This window comes from Streptomyces sp. NPDC048352, from assembly GCF_040651895.1.
In the GTDB taxonomy this organism is placed as follows: domain Bacteria; phylum Actinomycetota; class Actinomycetes; order Streptomycetales; family Streptomycetaceae; genus Streptomyces.
Genome location: NZ_JBEZKZ010000037.1, coordinates 1 through 16,980 on the forward strand (window position 1 = coordinate 1; position 16,980 = coordinate 16,980).

At 74.9% G+C, this 16,980-nt stretch carries 16 protein-coding genes; 8 read left to right on the forward strand and 8 right to left on the reverse strand.

Annotated features, from left to right (window positions below):
* Positions 1-913, forward strand: a 913-nt coding sequence (locus AB0D45_RS19910; RefSeq protein ID WP_362460715.1) for a TAXI family TRAP transporter solute-binding subunit, incomplete at its 5' end; no start/stop codon positions are given.
* Between the two features lie 39 nt (positions 914-952).
* On the opposite strand, the gene AB0D45_RS19915 is transcribed toward AB0D45_RS19910, so the two are convergent.
* The 3 genes from AB0D45_RS19915 to AB0D45_RS19925 form a co-directional block, all read right to left on the reverse strand.
* Positions 953-2,362 carry a HAMP domain-containing sensor histidine kinase gene (locus AB0D45_RS19915; protein ID WP_362460718.1) on the reverse strand — a complete coding sequence of 470 codons (1,410 nt, stop codon included), beginning with the start codon at positions 2,360-2,362 and terminating at the stop codon, positions 953-955.
* A complete protein-coding gene (locus AB0D45_RS19920) occupies positions 2,359-3,075 on the reverse strand; it encodes a response regulator transcription factor (RefSeq protein ID WP_361610996.1) in 717 nt (238 codons plus the stop codon). Before AB0D45_RS19920 ends, AB0D45_RS19915 begins: the two co-directional genes overlap by 4 nt.
* A gap of 115 nt (positions 3,076-3,190) precedes the next feature.
* Positions 3,191-4,591, reverse strand: coding sequence for an MFS transporter (locus AB0D45_RS19925; RefSeq protein ID WP_362460721.1), 1,401 nt, complete (start codon positions 4,589-4,591; stop codon positions 3,191-3,193).
* 326 nt (positions 4,592-4,917) lie between these two features.
* Here AB0D45_RS19925 and AB0D45_RS19930 point away from each other — a divergent pair, with 326 nt between their 5' ends.
* Positions 4,918-5,967 carry a M4 family metallopeptidase gene (locus tag AB0D45_RS19930; protein WP_362460724.1) on the forward strand — a complete coding sequence of 350 codons (1,050 nt, stop codon included), beginning with the start codon at positions 4,918-4,920 and terminating at the stop codon, positions 5,965-5,967.
* A 60-nt stretch (positions 5,968-6,027) separates the two neighbouring features.
* On the opposite strand, the gene AB0D45_RS19935 is transcribed toward AB0D45_RS19930, so the two are convergent.
* Positions 6,028-7,182, reverse strand: coding sequence for an alpha/beta hydrolase (locus AB0D45_RS19935; protein ID WP_362460727.1), 1,155 nt, complete (start codon positions 7,180-7,182; stop codon positions 6,028-6,030).
* 130 nt (positions 7,183-7,312) lie between these two features.
* Between AB0D45_RS19935 and AB0D45_RS19940 the strand changes: the two genes are divergently transcribed.
* On the forward strand, positions 7,313-7,711 hold the full coding sequence (locus AB0D45_RS19940) for a DUF4440 domain-containing protein (RefSeq protein WP_362460730.1): 399 nt from the start codon (positions 7,313-7,315) through the stop codon (positions 7,709-7,711).
* A gap of 66 nt (positions 7,712-7,777) precedes the next feature.
* On the opposite strand, the gene AB0D45_RS19945 is transcribed toward AB0D45_RS19940, so the two are convergent.
* A complete protein-coding gene (locus AB0D45_RS19945) occupies positions 7,778-10,504 on the reverse strand; it encodes an exo-beta-D-glucosaminidase (RefSeq protein WP_362460733.1) in 2,727 nt (908 codons plus the stop codon).
* Positions 10,505-10,750: 246 nt separating this feature from the next.
* On the opposite strand from AB0D45_RS19945, the gene AB0D45_RS19950 reads away from it, so the two are divergent.
* Together AB0D45_RS19950 and AB0D45_RS19955 are read left to right on the forward strand one after the other, a co-directional pair.
* Positions 10,751-11,029 (forward strand): hypothetical protein, encoded by a 279-nt coding sequence (locus AB0D45_RS19950; protein ID WP_362460735.1) that lies wholly within the window; start codon positions 10,751-10,753, stop codon positions 11,027-11,029.
* A gap of 7 nt (positions 11,030-11,036) precedes the next feature.
* A complete protein-coding gene (locus AB0D45_RS19955) occupies positions 11,037-11,666 on the forward strand; it encodes a 2'-5' RNA ligase family protein (protein ID WP_362460738.1) in 630 nt (209 codons plus the stop codon).
* Here AB0D45_RS19955 and AB0D45_RS19960 read toward each other — a convergent pair.
* The gene (locus AB0D45_RS19960; protein WP_362460741.1) at positions 11,646-12,476 is read right to left on the reverse strand and encodes a dienelactone hydrolase family protein; all 831 of its coding nucleotides are present in this window, start codon (positions 12,474-12,476) and stop codon (positions 11,646-11,648) included. The genes AB0D45_RS19955 and AB0D45_RS19960 overlap by 21 nt on opposite strands.
* Positions 12,477-12,585: 109 nt before the next feature.
* On the opposite strand from AB0D45_RS19960, the gene AB0D45_RS19965 reads away from it, so the two are divergent.
* Complete coding sequence (locus tag AB0D45_RS19965; protein ID WP_362460744.1) at positions 12,586-13,197, forward strand: GNAT family N-acetyltransferase; 612 nt, start codon at positions 12,586-12,588, stop codon at positions 13,195-13,197.
* Positions 13,198-13,351: 154 nt separating this feature from the next.
* Positions 13,352-13,822, forward strand: coding sequence for a hypothetical protein (locus AB0D45_RS19970; protein WP_362460747.1), 471 nt, complete (start codon positions 13,352-13,354; stop codon positions 13,820-13,822).
* Positions 13,823-13,893: 71 nt separating this feature from the next.
* On the opposite strand, the gene argG is transcribed toward AB0D45_RS19970, so the two are convergent.
* On the reverse strand, positions 13,894-15,348 hold the full coding sequence (argG, locus tag AB0D45_RS19975; RefSeq protein WP_361611645.1) for an argininosuccinate synthase: 1,455 nt from the start codon (positions 15,346-15,348) through the stop codon (positions 13,894-13,896).
* 27 nt (positions 15,349-15,375) lie between these two features.
* On the reverse strand, positions 15,376-15,999 hold the full coding sequence (gene thpR, locus AB0D45_RS19980) for an RNA 2',3'-cyclic phosphodiesterase (protein WP_362460750.1): 624 nt from the start codon (positions 15,997-15,999) through the stop codon (positions 15,376-15,378).
* 236 nt (positions 16,000-16,235) lie between these two features.
* Here thpR and AB0D45_RS19985 point away from each other — a divergent pair, with 236 nt between their 5' ends.
* Positions 16,236-16,904, forward strand: coding sequence for a DUF5701 family protein (locus tag AB0D45_RS19985; RefSeq protein WP_362460753.1), 669 nt, complete (start codon positions 16,236-16,238; stop codon positions 16,902-16,904).
* Positions 16,905-16,980: the final 76 nt, after the last annotated feature.

Genomic DNA, 16,980 nt, shown 5'->3' on the forward strand with positions numbered 1-16,980 from the left:
CCGCGCCGGCCGGGGACCGACCTCCCGCCCGGGGCGCCGTCGGCGGAGGGCGACCGGTCCGCGCGGGGGCCCGTACAATGCCTTCGGCCAGGCCCTCGCGCGGGCCGCCGCCACGAGCGGTCAGCGCCTGGCCATCGTGCCGGTGGACACCGCCGCGAGCGTGGACAACCTGAAGCAGCTGGACGACGGGTCCGTGGACCTGGCCCTGGCCATGGCGGACGTCGCCGAGGACGCGGTGCTGGGGCGGGAGCCGTTCGCCCGGCCGGCCGCGGTCGCGGCGCTCGCCCGCGTCTACGTCAACTACACCCACCTCCTCGTCCCGGCCGCCGGGCCGGTGCACGCCGTGCGCGACCTCGCCGGGCGCCCGGTCGCGGCGGGCGCGGCGGGGTCGGGGGTCCAGGTGGTCGCGGGGCGCATCCTGCGGGCGGCCGGACTGAGCGGGGCCGGCGCGGACCCCTCGCCGGCGTACGAACGGCAGCTGGGCCTCGCCGCATCGACGGCGGCCCTGCGCACCGGCACCGTCGACGCGCTCTTCTGGTCCGGTGGCGTGCCCACCCCGGCACTGTCGGAGCTCGCGCGCGAACTGCCGCTGCGCTTCCTCGCGCTGGACGGCTACGTGGCCCCGCTGCGCGAGCGCCACGGCCCCGTCTACACGGCCGTCACCCTGCCGGCCGGAGCGTACGGACTGCCCGCGCCGATCGGCACCCTCGGCGTCGGCAACTACCTCCTGGCCCGCGACGACGTGGCGGCGGACGCCGTGGGCGCGCTGCTCCGGGTCGTGTTCGACCGGTGGCGCGACCTGCTGCGCGACGTCACGGCCGGGGTACGGCTCGAACCCCGGTTCGCCATCTCGACCGGGGCGGTGCCCCTCCACCCGGGCGCGGCCGCCCACTACCGGTCGGTCTACGGCTGAGCGGGCCCGGCCGGGCGGTCCTCCCCGGCCGGCCGGCGGTCACGCCGGCGGCAGCCGCAGCTCCACCGCCAGCCCGTGCGGCTCGTTGGCGTCGACGCCGAGCCGGCCGCCGCTGACCCGGGCGATCTCGTCCGCGATGGCCAGGCCCAGCCCGCTGCCGGGCACGTTCTGGTGCGCGGGCAGGCGGGCGAAACGCCGCAGCAGCAGCGGGAGCTGGTCGGCGGGGGCACCGGGGCCGTCGTCGGCGACCCGTACGACGGCCGTCCCGTCCGCGTCCCGCCGGGCGCCCACCTCCACGCGGCCCCCGCGCGGCACGAACTTCACCGCGTTGTCGAGGACCGCGTCCAGGATCCGCCCCGCCGCGTCCGGCAGGGCCCGGGCCCGCAGTTCCCCGGGCAGGATGGCCGTCAGCTCCACCCCGGCGGCCCCGAAGACCGGGGTCCAGGCCCGCACCCGCTCCCGTACCGCCCGCACCACGTCCTGCTCGTGGAGCTCCACCGAGGCCGACTCCACCCGCGCCAGCGCCAGCAGCCCGTCGAGCAGCTCCTCCAGCCGCTCCGCCTCCTCCAGCGCCCGGCCGTGCTCGGCCCGGCCGGGACCGGGCGCGAGGTGCGGCTCGATGTTCTCCAGCTGGAGCACCAGGGTGGCCAGCGGATTGCGCAGCTGGTGCGAGGCGTCGGCGACGAAGTCGCGCTGCCGGCCGATGGAGTCGGCCAGGGCCTGCGCCATGGCGTTGAAGTGCCGCCGCAGCCGGCGCAGTTCCGGCGGGCCGGTGCCGGAGACCGCCCGGGTCTGGAGGCTGCCGGCGGCGAGCCCCTCCACCGCCCGGTCCAGATCGAGGAGCGGGCGCATCAGCCAGCGCGTGATGCCCACCGCTACCAGCGCCGCCGCGGCGAAGGCGGCGACCGCCCCGGCGGCGATGAGCGACCAGCGCACCGCCACGTCCCGGCGGGCGGCGTCGGTGCGGACCGCCAGCAGGACCGCCCCGCTCACCCGCTCGTCGCGCCCCACCGGCTCCGCGAGCACCACCCGCGCCGGGCCCCAGGGCCGCAGCGTGGGCAGCCGGTCGGTGGAGCGGCCCGTCAGCGCGCGGTGCCGGGCGTCCGCCGCGGCGGCCCGGGTCCCGCCCGCGTCCGCCCCGGTTCCCGTCAGGGCCTCCAGGGCCGGTCCCGCTCCGGCCCGTGCCACCGTCGCCCCCGCCGCGTCGACCACGAGCACGCCCGCCCCGTACAGCTGGGCGTACCGGTCGATCTCGGCCGCCAGCTCCGCCCGGTCGGCGCCGGTGCCCGTGCGGTCGGCGAGGTCGGCGAAGCGCACGGCCTCCGAACGCCGTTGCAGGAGCAGGTGCTCGGTCCGCCCGCGCGCGTAGGCGTCGGCCAGCGGGACGCACAGCAGCAGCGCGGCGGCCCCCATGAGCACCATCAGCACCGCGAGCAGCCTGCGCCTCACGGGCCGTCGTCCCGCTCGCCGTCCGCGGCCGGCGCGCCGAGCCGGTAGCCGAACCCGCGCACCGTACGGACCAGGCCGGAACGGCCGGTCTTGGCGCGGATGCCCGCCACGTGCACGTCCAGGGAGCGGGAGGCGCCGAGGAAGGCGTCGCCCCAGATCCGGTCCAGGATCTCCTCCCGGGAGTGCACCTCGTCCGGCCGTGCCGCCAGGAAGGCCAGCACGTCGAACTCGCGGCGCGTCAGGCGCACTTCGGCACCGGCCACGGTGACGGTGCGGCCCGCCAGGTCCACCTCGACGTCCCCGCTGCGCACCGGCCGGCCCGGGCCGTGTGCGGGGCCCGCGCCCGCGTGCGCGGCCCGTGGGCCCGTCCGGCGGCGCACGGTGTCGATCCGCGCCATCAGCTCGGCCATCCGGAACGGCTTGACGACGTAGTCGTCGGCTCCCGCCCGCAGCCCCTGCACGACGTCGCGTTCCTCGCAGCGCGCGGTCACCACGATCAGCGGTGCGTCACAGACGGTACGCAGCCGCCGCAGCAGTTCGAGCCCGTCGAGGTCGGGCAGGCCCAGGTCCAGCAGCACGAACTCGGCCTCGCGGACGTGCCGCAGCGCGTCCAGCGCCCGGGCCGCCCGGCGGACCGTGTGCCCGCGCTGGGCGAGGGCGGTGCCGAGGGCCCGGGCCATGCGGTCGTCGTCCTCGACGAGCAGTGCGTGCATGACGGTTACCTCGAGTCGCGTGACCGGTGCCCGTGGCCGGGGGCGGAAGCAGCTTACGGGAGCCGCCGTCGCGGGTCACGGGGCGGATCAGAGGGGCGGGATCAGAGGGGCGGGATCAGCGGGCGGCCCCCGCGGCGGCCTTCACCGACGGGCCGTCGTCGCCGCCGCGGGGACCGCCGTCCGAGGCGGCTTCGGCGCGGCTGAGCGCGGCGTTGCGGGTGTCCGGCATCAGGACGTAGGTCACGAGCGAGACCAGCGCGCAGCCGGACACGTACCAGAAGAACATCTTCTCGTGGCCGCCGCTCTTGAACCACAGCGCCACGTACTCCGCCGTCCCGCCGAACAGCGCGTTGGCGATGGCGTACGGCAGCGCCACCCCGAGGGCGCGCACGTGCGTCGGGAACAGCTCCGCCTTGACCGCCGCGTTGATCGACGTGTAGCCGGTGACGATCACCAGGGCCAGGAGGGACAGGCCCAGCGCCGGCCAGTAGGAGTCCGCCGACCCGAGGGCCGTCATGATCGGGTACGTGCCGACCGTGCAGCCCACCGCGAAGGTGATCAGCAGCGGGCGGCGGCCGATCCGGTCGGACAGCATCCCGGCGAAGGGCTGGAGCACGGCGAAGAGCGTCAGGGCCGTGAAACTCACCAGCGTGGCCGTGGTCTTGGCCATGCCCGCGCTGCCCACCAGGTACTTGGTGAGGTAGGTGGTGTAGGTGTAGTAGGCCACGGTGCCGCCGAGGGTCAGCGCCATGACCAGCCCCGCCTGCCGCCGGTGCTGCCACAGCGCCTTCAGCGAACCGCGCGGGCTGTCGTCGCGGGCCGCGCCGTCCGACGAGGACTCCTCGGTGAACGCGTCGGTCTCCTGGAGCCGCCGCCGCAGCCAGAAGACCACCACGGCGAACAGCGCCCCGACGACGAACGGGATCCGCCACCCCCAGCCGGAGAGCTGGGCCGGCGTGAGCGTGTGCTGCATCGTGATGAGGATGCCGAGGCCGAGCAGCTGGCCGCAGGTCATGGACACGTACTGGAAGGACGAGCCCAGGCCGCGCCGGTTGCGGGCCGACGCCTCCGTGAGGTACGTGGCGCTGGCCGCGTACTCGCCGCCGATGCTCATCCCCTGGAGCAGCCGGGCGATCAGCAGCACCAGGGCGCCGAAGTACCCGGCCTGGCCGTAGGTCGGGGCGACGGCGATCAGCAGGGCGGCCACCGACATCATGGTGACGGTGAGCGTGAGCGCGCTCTTGCGTCCGTGGCGGTCGGCGGCCCGGCCGAGGACCCACCCGCCGACGGGGCGCATCAGGAAGCCGACCGCGAAGATGCCCGCCGTGTTCATCAGCTGGGTGGTCGGGTTGTCGCCGGGGAAGAAGGAGTCGGCGAAGTAGATCGCGAAGCTGGCGTAGACGAACCAGTCGTACCACTCCACGAGGTTGCCGAGCGACCCGCCGATCAGGGCGAGGCGGCGCCTGGCGCGCTCGTCCCGCGGCGGCGACTCGGGGGTGACGGCGGACGAGGACATGGCGGCTCCAGAGGGAAGTCCCTGATGGGGAGGGGGAACGCCCCGGATGAGGGGGTGCCCAGAGCATGGGTCCGCCGCCGGACCCGGACAAGGGCCACCGCCCAGATCTAACGTTCCGCTAAGAAACCCGCAGGCGCCGGCGCCGGCCGGCCGCTCCGGGCTGCGTTCCCGGGCCGGCGTACGGCCATCCGGTCGCGGCAGGGGCGGGAGTTCACCCCCGGGGTTCCTTGGCCGCGGCCGGGCGGCGTGTTTCCATCGTCCCCGTGGCCGAAGCGTCAACGCTCATGTGTTCGACGAGGTCGGACCGTCCCACCAGGAGGATGTCGATGGCTCGCCGCACCCCCGTCCGCTGCCTCGTCGCCGCGGCGACCGCCGGCATCGCACTGCTCGCCCCGGCCGGACCCGTCGGCGCCGCTCCCGGTGCCGGTGCCGCCGCCCTGCCCCAGGCGCGGATCTTCATGGTCAACCCCGTCCAGTCCACGGGTGACCAGAGCCTCACCGACCAGCGGGACTCCGCCTCGGCCGTCCCCGACTCCGCCTACACCCTGGCCGAGTTGCGCAACCTCGACGCGAGCGGCCGGCTCTCGGGGAGGTGGGCGTACGTCCGCTCGGAGACCGGCGCCCCCGCCGCGGTCTCCGCGGCGGCCTCGTACGACCGCAGTGACGACCAGTTCGAGCAGGTCATGGCGTACTTCTGGGTCAACGAGGCGCAGGAGTACCTGCAAGGGCTGGGCTTCGGCAGCGAGCTGCCGGGAGCCAACGACCGCCGGCAGGCCGTGCGGATCAACCAGTGGGGCCGCGACAACTCCTTCTTCAGGGACAGGCGGGGCGAGATCCGCTACGGCAAGGGCGGCGTGGACGACGCCGAGGACGCCGAGGTGATCGTCCACGAGTACGGGCACGCGGTGCACCAGGCGCAGGTGCCGGGCTTCGGCTCGTCCCGCGAGGCGGGCGCGATCGGCGAGGCCTTCGGGGACTACCTGGCCGTCGAGGTCGGAGAGCACGCGGTGGAGGCCTACGGCTGGCCGCGCCGTGCCGACCTGGCGTGCGTGGCGGACTGGGACTCGGTCCCGTACACCCCCGCCCCGCACTGCCTGCGCCGGGTGGACGGCGGCAAGGTGTACGGGGACCTGGAGGGCGAGGTGCACGCCGACGGCGAGATCTGGTCGCGGGCCCTGTTCGACATCCGGAACGCCCTGGGTGCCCGCACCGCCGACCGGATCATCATCAACGCGCAGTTCGGCTTCGCACCCGGCACCAGCTTCCGGGACGCGGCGCTGACGACCATCGAGACGGCCCGCCGGATGTACGGCGACACGCAGGCGGACGCGGTGCGGGCGGCCTTCGCGGCCCGGCAGATCCCCGGCGTCGCGTAGGGCCCCGGGGCGGCGCTCCGCCGCCCCTGCCCGCTCGCCGGTGCCGCCGCGCCCCCGGCGTCACGGCTGGTGGAACCGCACCTCCGGGAACCGTGGCGACGGCCCGTCGAGCAGCGGCGACGCGCCGCCGCGGCCCAGGTGCGTGCCGATGAACGCGGACACGTAGGCGCGGGTGGCGGCGTCGGCGCGGTCGCCGTCGAGGGGCTGGAAGGGGACCCGGAGCTGCTTGGTCAGGACCGCCAGGTCGGTGAAGGAGAGGTGCTGGGTGCCGTCGACGGTCAGCCAGCGCTTCCAGCCGGTCGTCATGCCCCAGGTCTTCTCCCAGGTGGCGTCGTCGCCGCCGGGTACGTGGCCGGGCCGGCCCAGCATCAGCAGCGGGCGGTCCAGCGGCCGGTCGGGCAGGACGTGGAAGTTGCCGTCCATGTCGACGCCCGCCTTGATCCGCGGGTCCGACAGCATGGCCGGGATGGTGCTGAAGCCGCCGGCCGAGTGCCCGACCATCGCGACCCGGTCCGTGTCGATGAGCGTGCCGTTCCCCCACACCGGGTCCCGGCCGGTGAGCCGGTCCAGCACGAAGGAGACGTCCTGGGCGCGGACGGCCCCGACCGTGGGCCAGGGGGCCTTTCCGCACGCGTCGCAGGTGGTGGTGTGCCCGTCGGGGAAGGAGGTGACGGAGGACTCGTGGTCGTGGCCGATCCCGGCGACGGCGTAGCCGCGGCCGGCCAGCTCCTCCGCGAGGCCCGTCAGGGTGGCGCGCGGCATGCCGAAGCCGGGGGAGAGGAGGACCAGCGGCAGTCCGCCGCGCGTCCGTACGGGCGGGGCGTCGACGGTCGCGTGGGTGGCCACCTTGGTGAAGGCGTCGGCCGGCAGGACCACCCCGTGCCGGGCGAGGAGGTCTGCGTTCTCCTTCACGTAGAGCTCCGACTCCTTCCCGGTCATGTACGGCGCCGGCACCCCCGAGGGCCGGCCGGCCGGATACCAGAGCGAGACCATCAGCTCGCGGCGCGTCCCCGGCACCCATGGGTCCGCGCGGCTGTCGTCCTTCAGGTGGATGACGCTCCTGCCGATGGGCTGCCGCCCGCCGGGCGCGGGCAACGCCATCACGGTGTCCGCCGACGGCTCCGCCGCAGCCGTGGCCCGGGCCGGACCGGCGCCGATCACCGTGCCGGCCATCAGCAGCGAAACGACCGCCCCGGCAAGGATCCTGTGCTTCATCGCGCTCTCCGTCCGTTGATTCCGATGCCTGAATGCTAGGAATCCGCGCGCGGCGGGCCATCGGCTCACGGGACTACATCCGCCGACGGGTACATCCCCGGGCGTACGCCCCCGGTGTTACCGTCACGCCATGGCCAAGACCGAAATAGACCTGGTGACCGCCGAGTTCTTCGGCGCCTTCGACAACCGGGGCGGCAGGAAGGCCGATCTGGTGGAAATCGGCCGCCTGGTCCTGCCGGGCGGAGTGATCGTCAAGACCGGCCCGGACTTCACCGTCTACACCGTCGACGAGTTCGTCGGGCCCCGCCGCCGGCTCCTGTCCGAAGGCCGGCTGACGGAGTTCCGCGAGTGGGAGACCTCCGAACGGACCGAGATCCGGGGCGACATCGCCTCCCGCTTCGGCGAGTACCGCAAGTCCGGGATCCTGGACGGCGAACCGTTCGAGGGCGGCGGCACCAAGACCATCCAGTTCGTCCGCACACCCCAGGGCTGGCGCATCGCCGCCTTCTCCTGGTACGACCACCCCTGACGCCGGACACCCAGGGCGACCGCAGCCCCCTGCGGACGCCTGTCCGAGGAGGCACGTCGCCCGCCGTCAGCCGGCCGGGACCGTCGCCGTCGGGACGTTCCAGCCGGAGATCCGCAGCGCGGGCTCCGCACCGCGCAGGCCGGACGTGCGGTAGGTCGCCGTCAGCGTCGCCGACTCGCCCGGCCAGAGGGTGATCTGGTTGTCACTCCACCGGACGGGCAGCAGCGGCGCGCCCCCGGCTCCCAGCAGGTGGACGTCCGTCAGCAGGGCCGGGGCGCTGCCCGCACCCGCGTGGCGCACCGTCACCGTGGTCGTGGACGTCCCCCGCCCGTCCGCCGTCGTGGCGGCCGTCGCCGTGACGCCCGCCCGGGGCATCGAGTTCAGCCCCCGCAGGTCGGCGTACGTGGTGGTCGGCGTGTGGTACCAGTCGGTCTCGGAGTAGTCGAGTTCGTCGGGCTCGGTGGACAGCCAGTAGACGTTGCGGCTCAGCTCCCGTCCCGCGCCGTCGGTGAGCAGCAGCCGCGCGAGATGCGTGGTGGACAGCCCCTCGACCGACTCGGGCAGGGTCAGCGCGGTGCTGCTCGCGCCGCCGCCCCCCACGCTCAGGCCCGGCACCGTCCGGTCGTACCGTTGCGTGCCGTCGGGGTCGAAGAGCGTCACCCGCGCCGTCAGACCCGAGACCGCGCGCGTCCCGCTGTTGACGACCGACACCGTCCGGTCGTCGTACCCGTACTGGACGTGCAGGGGCTCGTTCGCCTTCTTCGCCCCGAAGTACGCCCCGCCCTGGTCGAGGTAGCGGTCCACGAGCTGCCAGTGCAGCGAGGTCCAGCCGCTGTTGAACATCCAGTACACGACACCGGTCGACGGTGCGGAGGCGTCCTTCGCGTTGCGCGCGTACGCCTCGAACTGCGCCCGCACGTTCTCGTACTGCGCGAGCTGCGCCTTGCGCACGTAGTCCTCCAGGCCCGTCGGGGGGCCGTAACGGGCCGCGAGGGCGGCGTCGTACAGCCTGAGGGTCGCGAAGGTGCGCGAGGGCGAACGGTGGTACTGGGCCGCGGAAGGGTCCCTCCACAGGGTGTCCAGCTCGGCCGGCGACATCATCCGCCGCAGCGTGTCGAGGGTCGGTACGTCCGGTCCGGCGCTGGTCTCGGAGTTGAAGCCGGTGGCACCGCCCTCCCGCTTGGCGTACCAGTAGCCGGGCGGGACCCAGTCGTAGGGACCGGTCATCCTCATCCCGGAGGCGCCCGTGATCGGCGAGGGACGGTCGGAGGCCGACGGGATCACCGGCGCCGTCCAGTCGGCGTCCTTCAGCGCGTCGAGGTAGCCCTGCTCGATCCTGCGGTCCGGTGCGAAGTCGCTGCCGATCAGGAAGGAGGCCACACTGGGGTGGTGGCGCAGCCGTGCGGCCTCGGCGGCCATCGAGGCCTTCGCGACGCGGTAGTCGGCGCTCTCCCATCCCACCCCGGCCTCCGAGCCGTTGACCTCTCCCTCCCACTTGCCGCAGCACTCCCACCCGGGCAGGGTGAGGATCCCGTACCGGTCGGCGACGTCGAAGAACTCGTCGGGTTCGAGGTGTCCTTCCAGGCGCAGCGTGTTCAGCCCCAGGTCCAGGGCGTACTTCAGCCGGTCCTCGGCGTAGGTGCGGTCCCAGCGCAGGAACTCGTCGGGGGACCAGCCGCCGCCCCTGATCAGCAGCGGGCGTCCGTTGACCACGTACTGGCGCGCCCCGTCGGCGTTCAGCGGTGCCCGTACGTCACGGATCCCGAAGGACTGGTGCGCGGTGTCGGAGGGCCGGCCGTCCACCGTCGCGGTCAGGTCGAGGGAGTACAGCGGCTGCCCGCCCATGGCGGCGGGCCACCACACCCGCGGGGAGGCCAGCCGCAGGCCGGGGTGGTCGGCGGGGGAGAAGACCACGGTGCGGCTCTCGTGCGCGGCCAGGGTGAGGCTGCGGCTGACCGCGACCGGGCCGACGGTGCCCGAGAGCGTGGTGGTGACGGCGGTCGGGGCGTCGTTGCGCACCCGCGCCTTGACCGTCAGATCGGCCGAGGACAGGGAGGGCAGGGCCAGGGACGCCACCACGTGGGCGTCGCGCAGGGCGACCGGGCCGCCCCGGCGGACCGTGACGTCGCGGACGATGCCCATGTTCGCGTCGGGCGGAGGCTGCAGCCAGTCGAGCCAGCCCGTCGTGAGCCGCTCGCGCGGATCGTTGGGCTGGATCCGGAACGCGACCGTATTGGTACCGGCCCGGACCAGGTCGGTCACATCGAGTTCGTGGCGGGTGTAGGCCCCGGCGACCGTGTCCGGGCCGGCGATCCGGCGCCCGTTGACGAAGACGTCGGCGGCGGAGATCACCCCGCTGAAGTCCAGGTGGGTACGGGCGCTCGTGTCGGGGACGGAGAAGTCGGCCCGGAACCACCACGGCACGGTGAAGTCCCCGGCCGGGATCTCCTCCTGGTTGGCGGAGTAGAAGGGGTCGGGGTACGCGCCCGCCGCGAGCAGGGCCGCGAGCACGGTGGAACGGGGGCCGGCCGGGTACCAGCCGGCCGCCGGATAGCCGGGGCTGGACACGGTGGCGGCGGGCTCCGCGACCTTCGCCGTCGACTGGATCGCGTACCCGGCCAGCGCCGTCGTGCTCCCGGGAGCCGCCCCGACCACCGTCACCCGCGGCCCGCCGGCCGGCGGGGGAGCGGGCGCCGCGGGGGAGGGTACGGCGGCGAGGGCGAGGGCGAGGACCGCGGCGCCGACGGCCAGGGCGGCGGTCCTCGCGTAGACGGGGACGGGGCGGTGGAACACGGGGGGCCTCCCGCGGGGACGGTGCTCGGGACTCCGCGCGGAGTCTGTCACGCCCGGCCCCCGACACGGCCGCGCCGGCCCCGCACGGCGCGCCGCGCGTCGCCGCCGCCGGGGCTCCCGCCGGCGGGCGGGTCGCCGGCCGCGCCTCAACGGGTCATCCGGAAGATCACCGAGTGCGGCGGCCCCGGCGCCGGGGCCGCCCTCGAGCTGGTCCTGATCAACGCGGTGATCGGGGGAGTGGCCCTGGTGTCCGAAGCGCTCCGGCTCGGCCAGGCCCGCGGACTGCCCGCGGACCTGGTCCGCGCGGAACTGGCCAGGGGCCCGCTGGCGGGAGCGGTCGCCCGCACCTTCGCCGCCGGCTCGCACTTCCCGGTGGCGCTGGCCGCGAAGGACGTCGCGCTGGCCCTGGACGCCGCCGCCACTCCGCTCCCGCTGCTGGGGGCGGTCCACGCCGCACTGGCCTCCCGCCCGGAGCTGGCCCGCATCCGCCCCCTGGGCGCCGCCCGGGCCGGATGCGGGGGATGATGGCGGGGTGAGCCTGCCTGCGGCCGGCGGGGGCGGCGCCGCCGGAGTACCGGGATTCCTCGACGTGGTCCCCACGCCCCGGACCGCCGTCGCCTGGCTCCCGCCGGCGGGGCTGTGGCCGTCCGTCCAGGGCATCAGGGCGGAGCACGACCCCCAGATCCGCCGCTGGCCCCCGCACGTGAACCTGCTCTTCGGCTTCGTCCCGGAGGCCGATTTTCCCGCCGCGCTCCCGCTGCTGGCGGCCGCGGCCGCGCGGTGCGCGCCCTTCGCCATCCGCCTCAGCGGGGTACGCGCCTTCCGCCACCGCGCGTACGCCACCCTGTGGCTCGACCCGGCCGCGGCGGGCCGGGGCCCCTGGACGGCGCTCCAGGAGACCCTGGCCGAGCCCTTCCCCCGCTGCCGGGGCCGCCACCCGGGCTTCACCCCGCACCTGTCACTGGGCCGTACCCACGATCCGCGCCGCCTCGCCGCGGAGTGCGCCGCCCTCCTGGGCAGCACGCCGGCGCGGGTCGAGGAGGTCGTGGTGCTCTCCCGCCGGGGCGAGGGGCCGATGCGGCCGCGCGTCACGCTCACCCTGGGGACGGGCGAGACGGCCTGGCACCACGAACCCGACCCGTCAGCGGGGCCCGGCTGCTAGCAGGCGCGTCCGGAACAGGTCGAGGACGGTGTCCAGGGCCTGCCGGGTGGGCTCGCCGGGCTCGTCCACCAGGTGCTCCGTCAGGACGGAGTGCGGGGGCAGCGCGCTCGCCGGGTCGGCCGCGTCGTCGTCCAGCTCGACGGCGACGAACGCCTCGCCCAGTTCGCGGCGCAGGTACGCGAACCGGTCCCCCGGCACCAGCCGGTCGCCCCGGAAGCGCAGCCCGAGCAGCTGGAGCCCCTCGCGCTCGCACCGGCCGCGGACGACGGCCAGGTCCGCCGGGGAGATGTCGATGCGGCCCGCACGGCCGGAGGTGCACGCCAGCGGCAGCGACGGCTGGGCCAGCACCGGGGCGAGGAGGCGCTCGTCCGTGGCCATGGCCAGGGCGAAGCCGCCGGTCAGGCACATGCCGACGGCGCCGACGCCGGGGCCGCCGCACCGCGCGTGCTCGGCGGCGGCGAGCGCCCGCAGCCAGCCCACCACCCGTGAGCTGCGCCCCGTGGCCAGCAGGGTGAACTCCCGGCTCACGCACACCCGCCACATCGACGCCGCCAGGTAGCGCCCCGCCTTCGGCCAGCCGACGGCGGCGGGGTCCGGGTCACGGCCGGGTTCCCCGAAGAGCACCGGGAGCACGGCGGTGCAGCCGGCCTCCGCGACGCGGGAGGCGAACCGGAGGACCTTGGGGGTGATGCCCGGGATCTCCGCGATGACGATCACGGCCGGCCCCGAGCCGCGGCGCAGCACCCGGCGGGTGGCGCCGTCATGGCGGAAGGTGCCCTCGGTGAAGCCGGTCAGGTCGTGGTCTGGCACGGTGGCGCTCCCCGCGTCGAAGTCTGCTCGGCCGCCCACAAGTTACCGGCACGTAGGGGCGGGGCGTCAACCGGACCCCCCGCCGATTTCAAGATCATCAGGGTACAGAATGACCCGTATGTCGATCACGAACCAGCCGAAGACGGCAACGGCCGACGACGCCCCGTCGATCAGCCGCGCCCTGGCCCGCGCCTTCCACGACGACCCGATGATGAGTTGGTTCTTCCCCGCCGAGACCTCGCGCGAGGAGACCCTGGCCCGCTACTTCAGCACCCTCTACACACGCCAGTACCTCCGCCACGGGGTGTGCGAGCGCACCGCTGCTGCGGCCGCCTTCTGGGTGTCGCCCGAGGGACACGAGAAGGCCGTGCCCGACGCGGAGACCATCCAGGAGCTGACGGCCCTGCTCGGGGACCGGGCCCACCTCTTCCGGGACGCCGTCGAGGCGGCGGCCCGGCACGCGCCGCAGGAGCCGCACTGGTACCTGGCGCTGATCGGCGCCGACCCGGCCGGCCAGGGCCAGGGCCACGGGGCGGCGCTGCTGCGCTCGGGCCTGGCCAGGGCCGACGCCGCGGGCCTGCCCGTCTACCTGGAGTCCTCGAAGCCGGCCAACCTGCCCGTCTACGAACACTTCGGCTTCACGGTCCAGGGCGAAGTCCGGCTCCCGGGCGGCGGCCCCCTCCTGTGGGCCATGCGCCGGGCCCCCCGCACCCCGGCGTAGCCGCCCCGCCACCCGGCCGTCCCGCCCCGTCCGGGGACGGCCGGGCGGTCGCCGGCAGGGAGGTGAGGGCCTCCCCGCGGGTGCGGGGTGCGGCCGGATGGGGGAAGCTGGGCATGGCCGCGCGCCGACGGTACGGACTGGCGAGGAGGGGCTGATGGAGGCTTCACGAATGACCCGGCCCGGACGGACACGCCGGTCCGGAGCGCGGAGAGCGGCGCTGGCGTGCGCGCTGGCAGCCTGCGCGGCGGCCGCCGTCCCGGCCTCCGCCGCCCCGACCCCGGCGCCCGATCCGGTCGTCGTGGTCGACTGCTCCGCGCAGGCCCAGGTCCGTCCCGAGGAGTACCTGCTGGCCTGCGGCGACGGCAACAACCGGCTGGTCGCGCTGCGCTGGGAGACGTGGGGGCCGAGCACCGCCACCGCCACCGGGACCGACATGGTCAACGACTGCCGCCCGTACTGCGCGGCGGGGCGCTTCCGCTCCTACCCGGTGACGGTGACCCTGAGCCGGCCGGAGGCCTGGCCCGACCGCCCCGACGTCCGGCGCTTCACCACGATCCGGCTCCTCTACACCGACACGGCGCCGGCCCCGGTGCCGAAGGACGTGACGTACAAGCTCGTCTACTGAGGAGCTCGAAAAGACGAAGGCCGGTCCGGCGCCCCAGGCGCCGGACCGGCCTTCTCCGTGCCGGCGGCCGGTCAGTCCGTGCCGAACTCCATCGCGGCGCGGTCCAGCATCTCCTCGTCGGCCGAGACCTCGCCGCGGGAGGCGATGGCCTCGGCGCCGCCCTGCGGCATCTCCGGCATGCTGCCGATCAGCCCGGTCGAGGCCGCCTGGGCGGCGCCGACGGCGGGGCTGCCGGTCCCGATCAGGCCGAGGACCGCGTACTGCTCCAGCTTGGCGCGGGAGTCGGCGATGTCCAGGTTCCGCATGGTGAGCTGGCCGATCCGGTCCACCGGGCCGAAGGCCGAGTCCTCGGTGCGCTCCATGGAGAGCTTGTCCGGGTGGTAGCTGAACGCCGGGCCACGGGTGTCGAGGATCGAGTAGTCCTCGCCGCGCCGCAGCCGCAGCGTCACCTCACCGGTGACGGCCGCACCGACCCAGCGCTGGAGGGATTCGCGGACCATCAGGGCCTGCGGGTCCAGCCAGCGGCCCTCGTACATCAGCCGGCCCAGGCGCCGGCCCTCGTTGTGGTACTGGGCGAGGGTGTCCTCGTTGTGGATCGCGTTGACCAGGCGCTCGTACGCGGCGTGCAGCAGCGCCATGCCGGGCGCCTCGTAGATGCCGCGGCTCTTGGCCTCGATGATCCGGTTCTCGATCTGGTCCGACATGCCCATGCCGTGGCGGCCGCCGATGGCGTTGGCCTCCATGACCAGGTCGACGGGGGAGGAGAACTCCTTGCCGTTGATCGAGACGGGGCGGCCCTGGTTGAAGCCGATCGTCACGTCCTCGGTGGCGATCTCGACGGACGGGTCCCAGAACCGGACGCCCATGATCGGTTCCACCGTCTCCACGCCGGTGTCCAGGTGCTCCAGGGTCTTCGCCTCGTGGGTGGCGCCCCAGATGTTGGCGTCGGTGGAGTACGCCTTCTCGGTGCTGTCGCGGTAGGGCAGGTCGTGGGCCAGCAGCCACTCCGACATCTCCTTGCGGCCGCCCAGCTCGGTCACGAAGTCCGCGTCGAGCCACGGCTTGTAGATCCGCAGGTGCGGGTTGGCGAGCAGGCCGTAGCGGTAGAACCGCTCGATGTCGTTGCCCTTGAAGGTCGAGCCGTCGCCCCAGATCTGGACGTCGTCCTCGAGCATCGCCCGCACCAGGAGGGTGCCGGTGACGGCGCGGCCGAGCGGGGTGGTGTTGAAGTAGGCCCGCCCGCCCGAGCGGATGTGGAACGCGCCGCAGGTCAGCGCGGCCAGGCCCTCCTCGACCAGCGCCGCCCGGCAGTCGACCAGGCGCGCGATCTCGGCACCGTAGGCCTTCGCACGGCCGGGCACCGAGGCGATGTCGGGCTCGTCGTACTGGCCGATGTCGGCGGTGTAGGTGCACGGGACGGCACCCTTGTCGCGCATCCACGCGACCGCGACGGAGGTGTCGAGGCCGCCCGAGAAGGCGATGCCGACGCGCTCGCCGGCGGGAAGGGAGGTGAGGACCTTAGACATAGGAAGATTATGCATGCTCCCGCATGGTCATGCAATTCCGGTCCGCGTGGCGTGGCCGCGGGCCTCTCCGCTCCCGCCGCCGAAGCCCCAGGACGCGATGTCCCGGTAGTGGATCGGCCCCGGGCCCCGGCCGACGTTGCTGCCGACCAGGTGCAGGCGCCCGGCCTCCCAGGGCCGCCCGGCGAAGCCGGCGAGTCCGGCGGCGGCCTCCACGGCGGCCGAGGGATCGTTTCGGCGGGCCCGGGCCAGGGTCAGGTGCGGACGCAGCGGCCGGTCCGCGAAGGCGATGCCGCACTCCTTGACCACCGCGCGCACCTCGGAGGCCAGTACGTGCAGCTCCTCGACCTCCCCGTCGATCCCGCTCCACAGCACCCGCTCGTCGAAATGCCCGCCGCCGCGCAGCGACAGCCGTACGGGCCGGCGCGCCGCCGCCAGGGCCGCGAGCGGCGGCCGCAGGAGCGGGACGGCCCCGACCGGAAGCTCGCCGAGGAAGGCCAGGGTGATGTGCCAGTCCTCGATCCGGTTCCACCGCATGCGGGGGTACGCCTCGTAGGCGGGCAGCAGCGCCCGCTCCAGTTCCTGCTTCGCCGCGTCGGGCGGGGCGAGGGCGATGAACACGCGGACGGTCGCGGCCTGGGTCTTTTCCTTCACCTACGCCTTGTACCTCCTCCGGGCTCCTCCCGTCACCTCCCGCCCCGTCAGCGGCGCCGCGGGAGCGGCCGGTCCCGTGACCGGCGGGGTGACGCCGGGGCCGCCGCCCGGCCCGGCCGCGGTGCGCCTGAACCCGTGTCAAAAACAGTGCCGCGTCGGGAACATTGCGGCGGGGCGCCTCGTTCATCCCACGCACGCCGCTCCCCACCGCTCCCCACCGCCGACCGAGGAGTACCTTGACCGACGCTTCGCCCGCCGCCCCCACGCCCTCCCTCCCGCCGCTCGCCACCCAGGCCGACCAGCTGATCCGCCTCGGCGTGCACGACATCGCGGGGATATCCGCCGAGGAGCTGCGCGCCTTCGCCGAGGACGCCGGCGCCGGACACCGCGGCGCCCTGCTCGCCGTCCACCCGGAGCGCGCCCCCGCCTCCGCGCTGGCGCCCCTGCTCCGCCACGACGGCAAGCCCGGCTTCGTCGTCACCGACATGACCGACGTCGACGACTTCGCACCCGGCGCCGTCGAGCTGCCCGACGCCCCCCTCTACCTGGTCACCGGCGTCGACCGGGGCGATCACATGGCCAACTGGAGCCCGGAAGAGGCGCTGCCCGCCCTCGCCGAGGAGGACCGCACCCCGCTGCTGCTCACCGAAGGCATCCACTGGGTGCTCCAGCAGCCGGAAGTCCTCGAACGCGGCCGCTGCTTCATGACCATCGGCTCCCGCCTGCGCAAGCCGAACGGCGCCCTGGACGCACGCACCCCCGCGATCTGGATCAGCAACGGCACGGGACGGGACGGCCGTGAGCGGCGCAACGCCCCGAAGGTCGGCTGGTGCTGGTGGGGCAACCGCCACACCTGGCTCGGCTTCGCCTCCGCCACCGGCCGCCGCGGCGCGGCCGCTTCCTGAAAAGCGGGCCGGAGCCCCGGCCCGGGAGTTGTAGGGTCGGGGCTCGGCGGCCGCCGACGGCGCCCGCGCCGGAGGG

Bases quoted from the DNA above. Each gene is read 5' to 3' on its own strand.
- AB0D45_RS19920 (WP_361610996.1), bottom strand. From the start codon at position 3,075: ATGCACGCACTGCTCGTCGAGGACGACGACCGCATGGCCCGGGCCCTC.
- AB0D45_RS19925 (WP_362460721.1), bottom strand. From the start codon at position 4,591: ATGTCCTCGTCCGCCGTCACCCCCGAGTCGCCGCCGCGGGACGAGCGC.
- AB0D45_RS19930 (WP_362460724.1), top strand. From the start codon at position 4,918: ATGGCTCGCCGCACCCCCGTCCGCTGCCTCGTCGCCGCGGCGACCGCC.
- AB0D45_RS19935 (WP_362460727.1), bottom strand. From the start codon at position 7,182: ATGAAGCACAGGATCCTTGCCGGGGCGGTCGTTTCGCTGCTGATGGCC.
- AB0D45_RS19940 (WP_362460730.1), top strand. From the start codon at position 7,313: ATGGCCAAGACCGAAATAGACCTGGTGACCGCCGAGTTCTTCGGCGCC.
- AB0D45_RS19965 (WP_362460744.1), top strand. From the start codon at position 12,586: ATGACCCGTATGTCGATCACGAACCAGCCGAAGACGGCAACGGCCGAC.
- AB0D45_RS19970 (WP_362460747.1), top strand. From the start codon at position 13,352: ATGGAGGCTTCACGAATGACCCGGCCCGGACGGACACGCCGGTCCGGA.
- argG (WP_361611645.1), bottom strand. From the start codon at position 15,348: ATGTCTAAGGTCCTCACCTCCCTTCCCGCCGGCGAGCGCGTCGGCATC.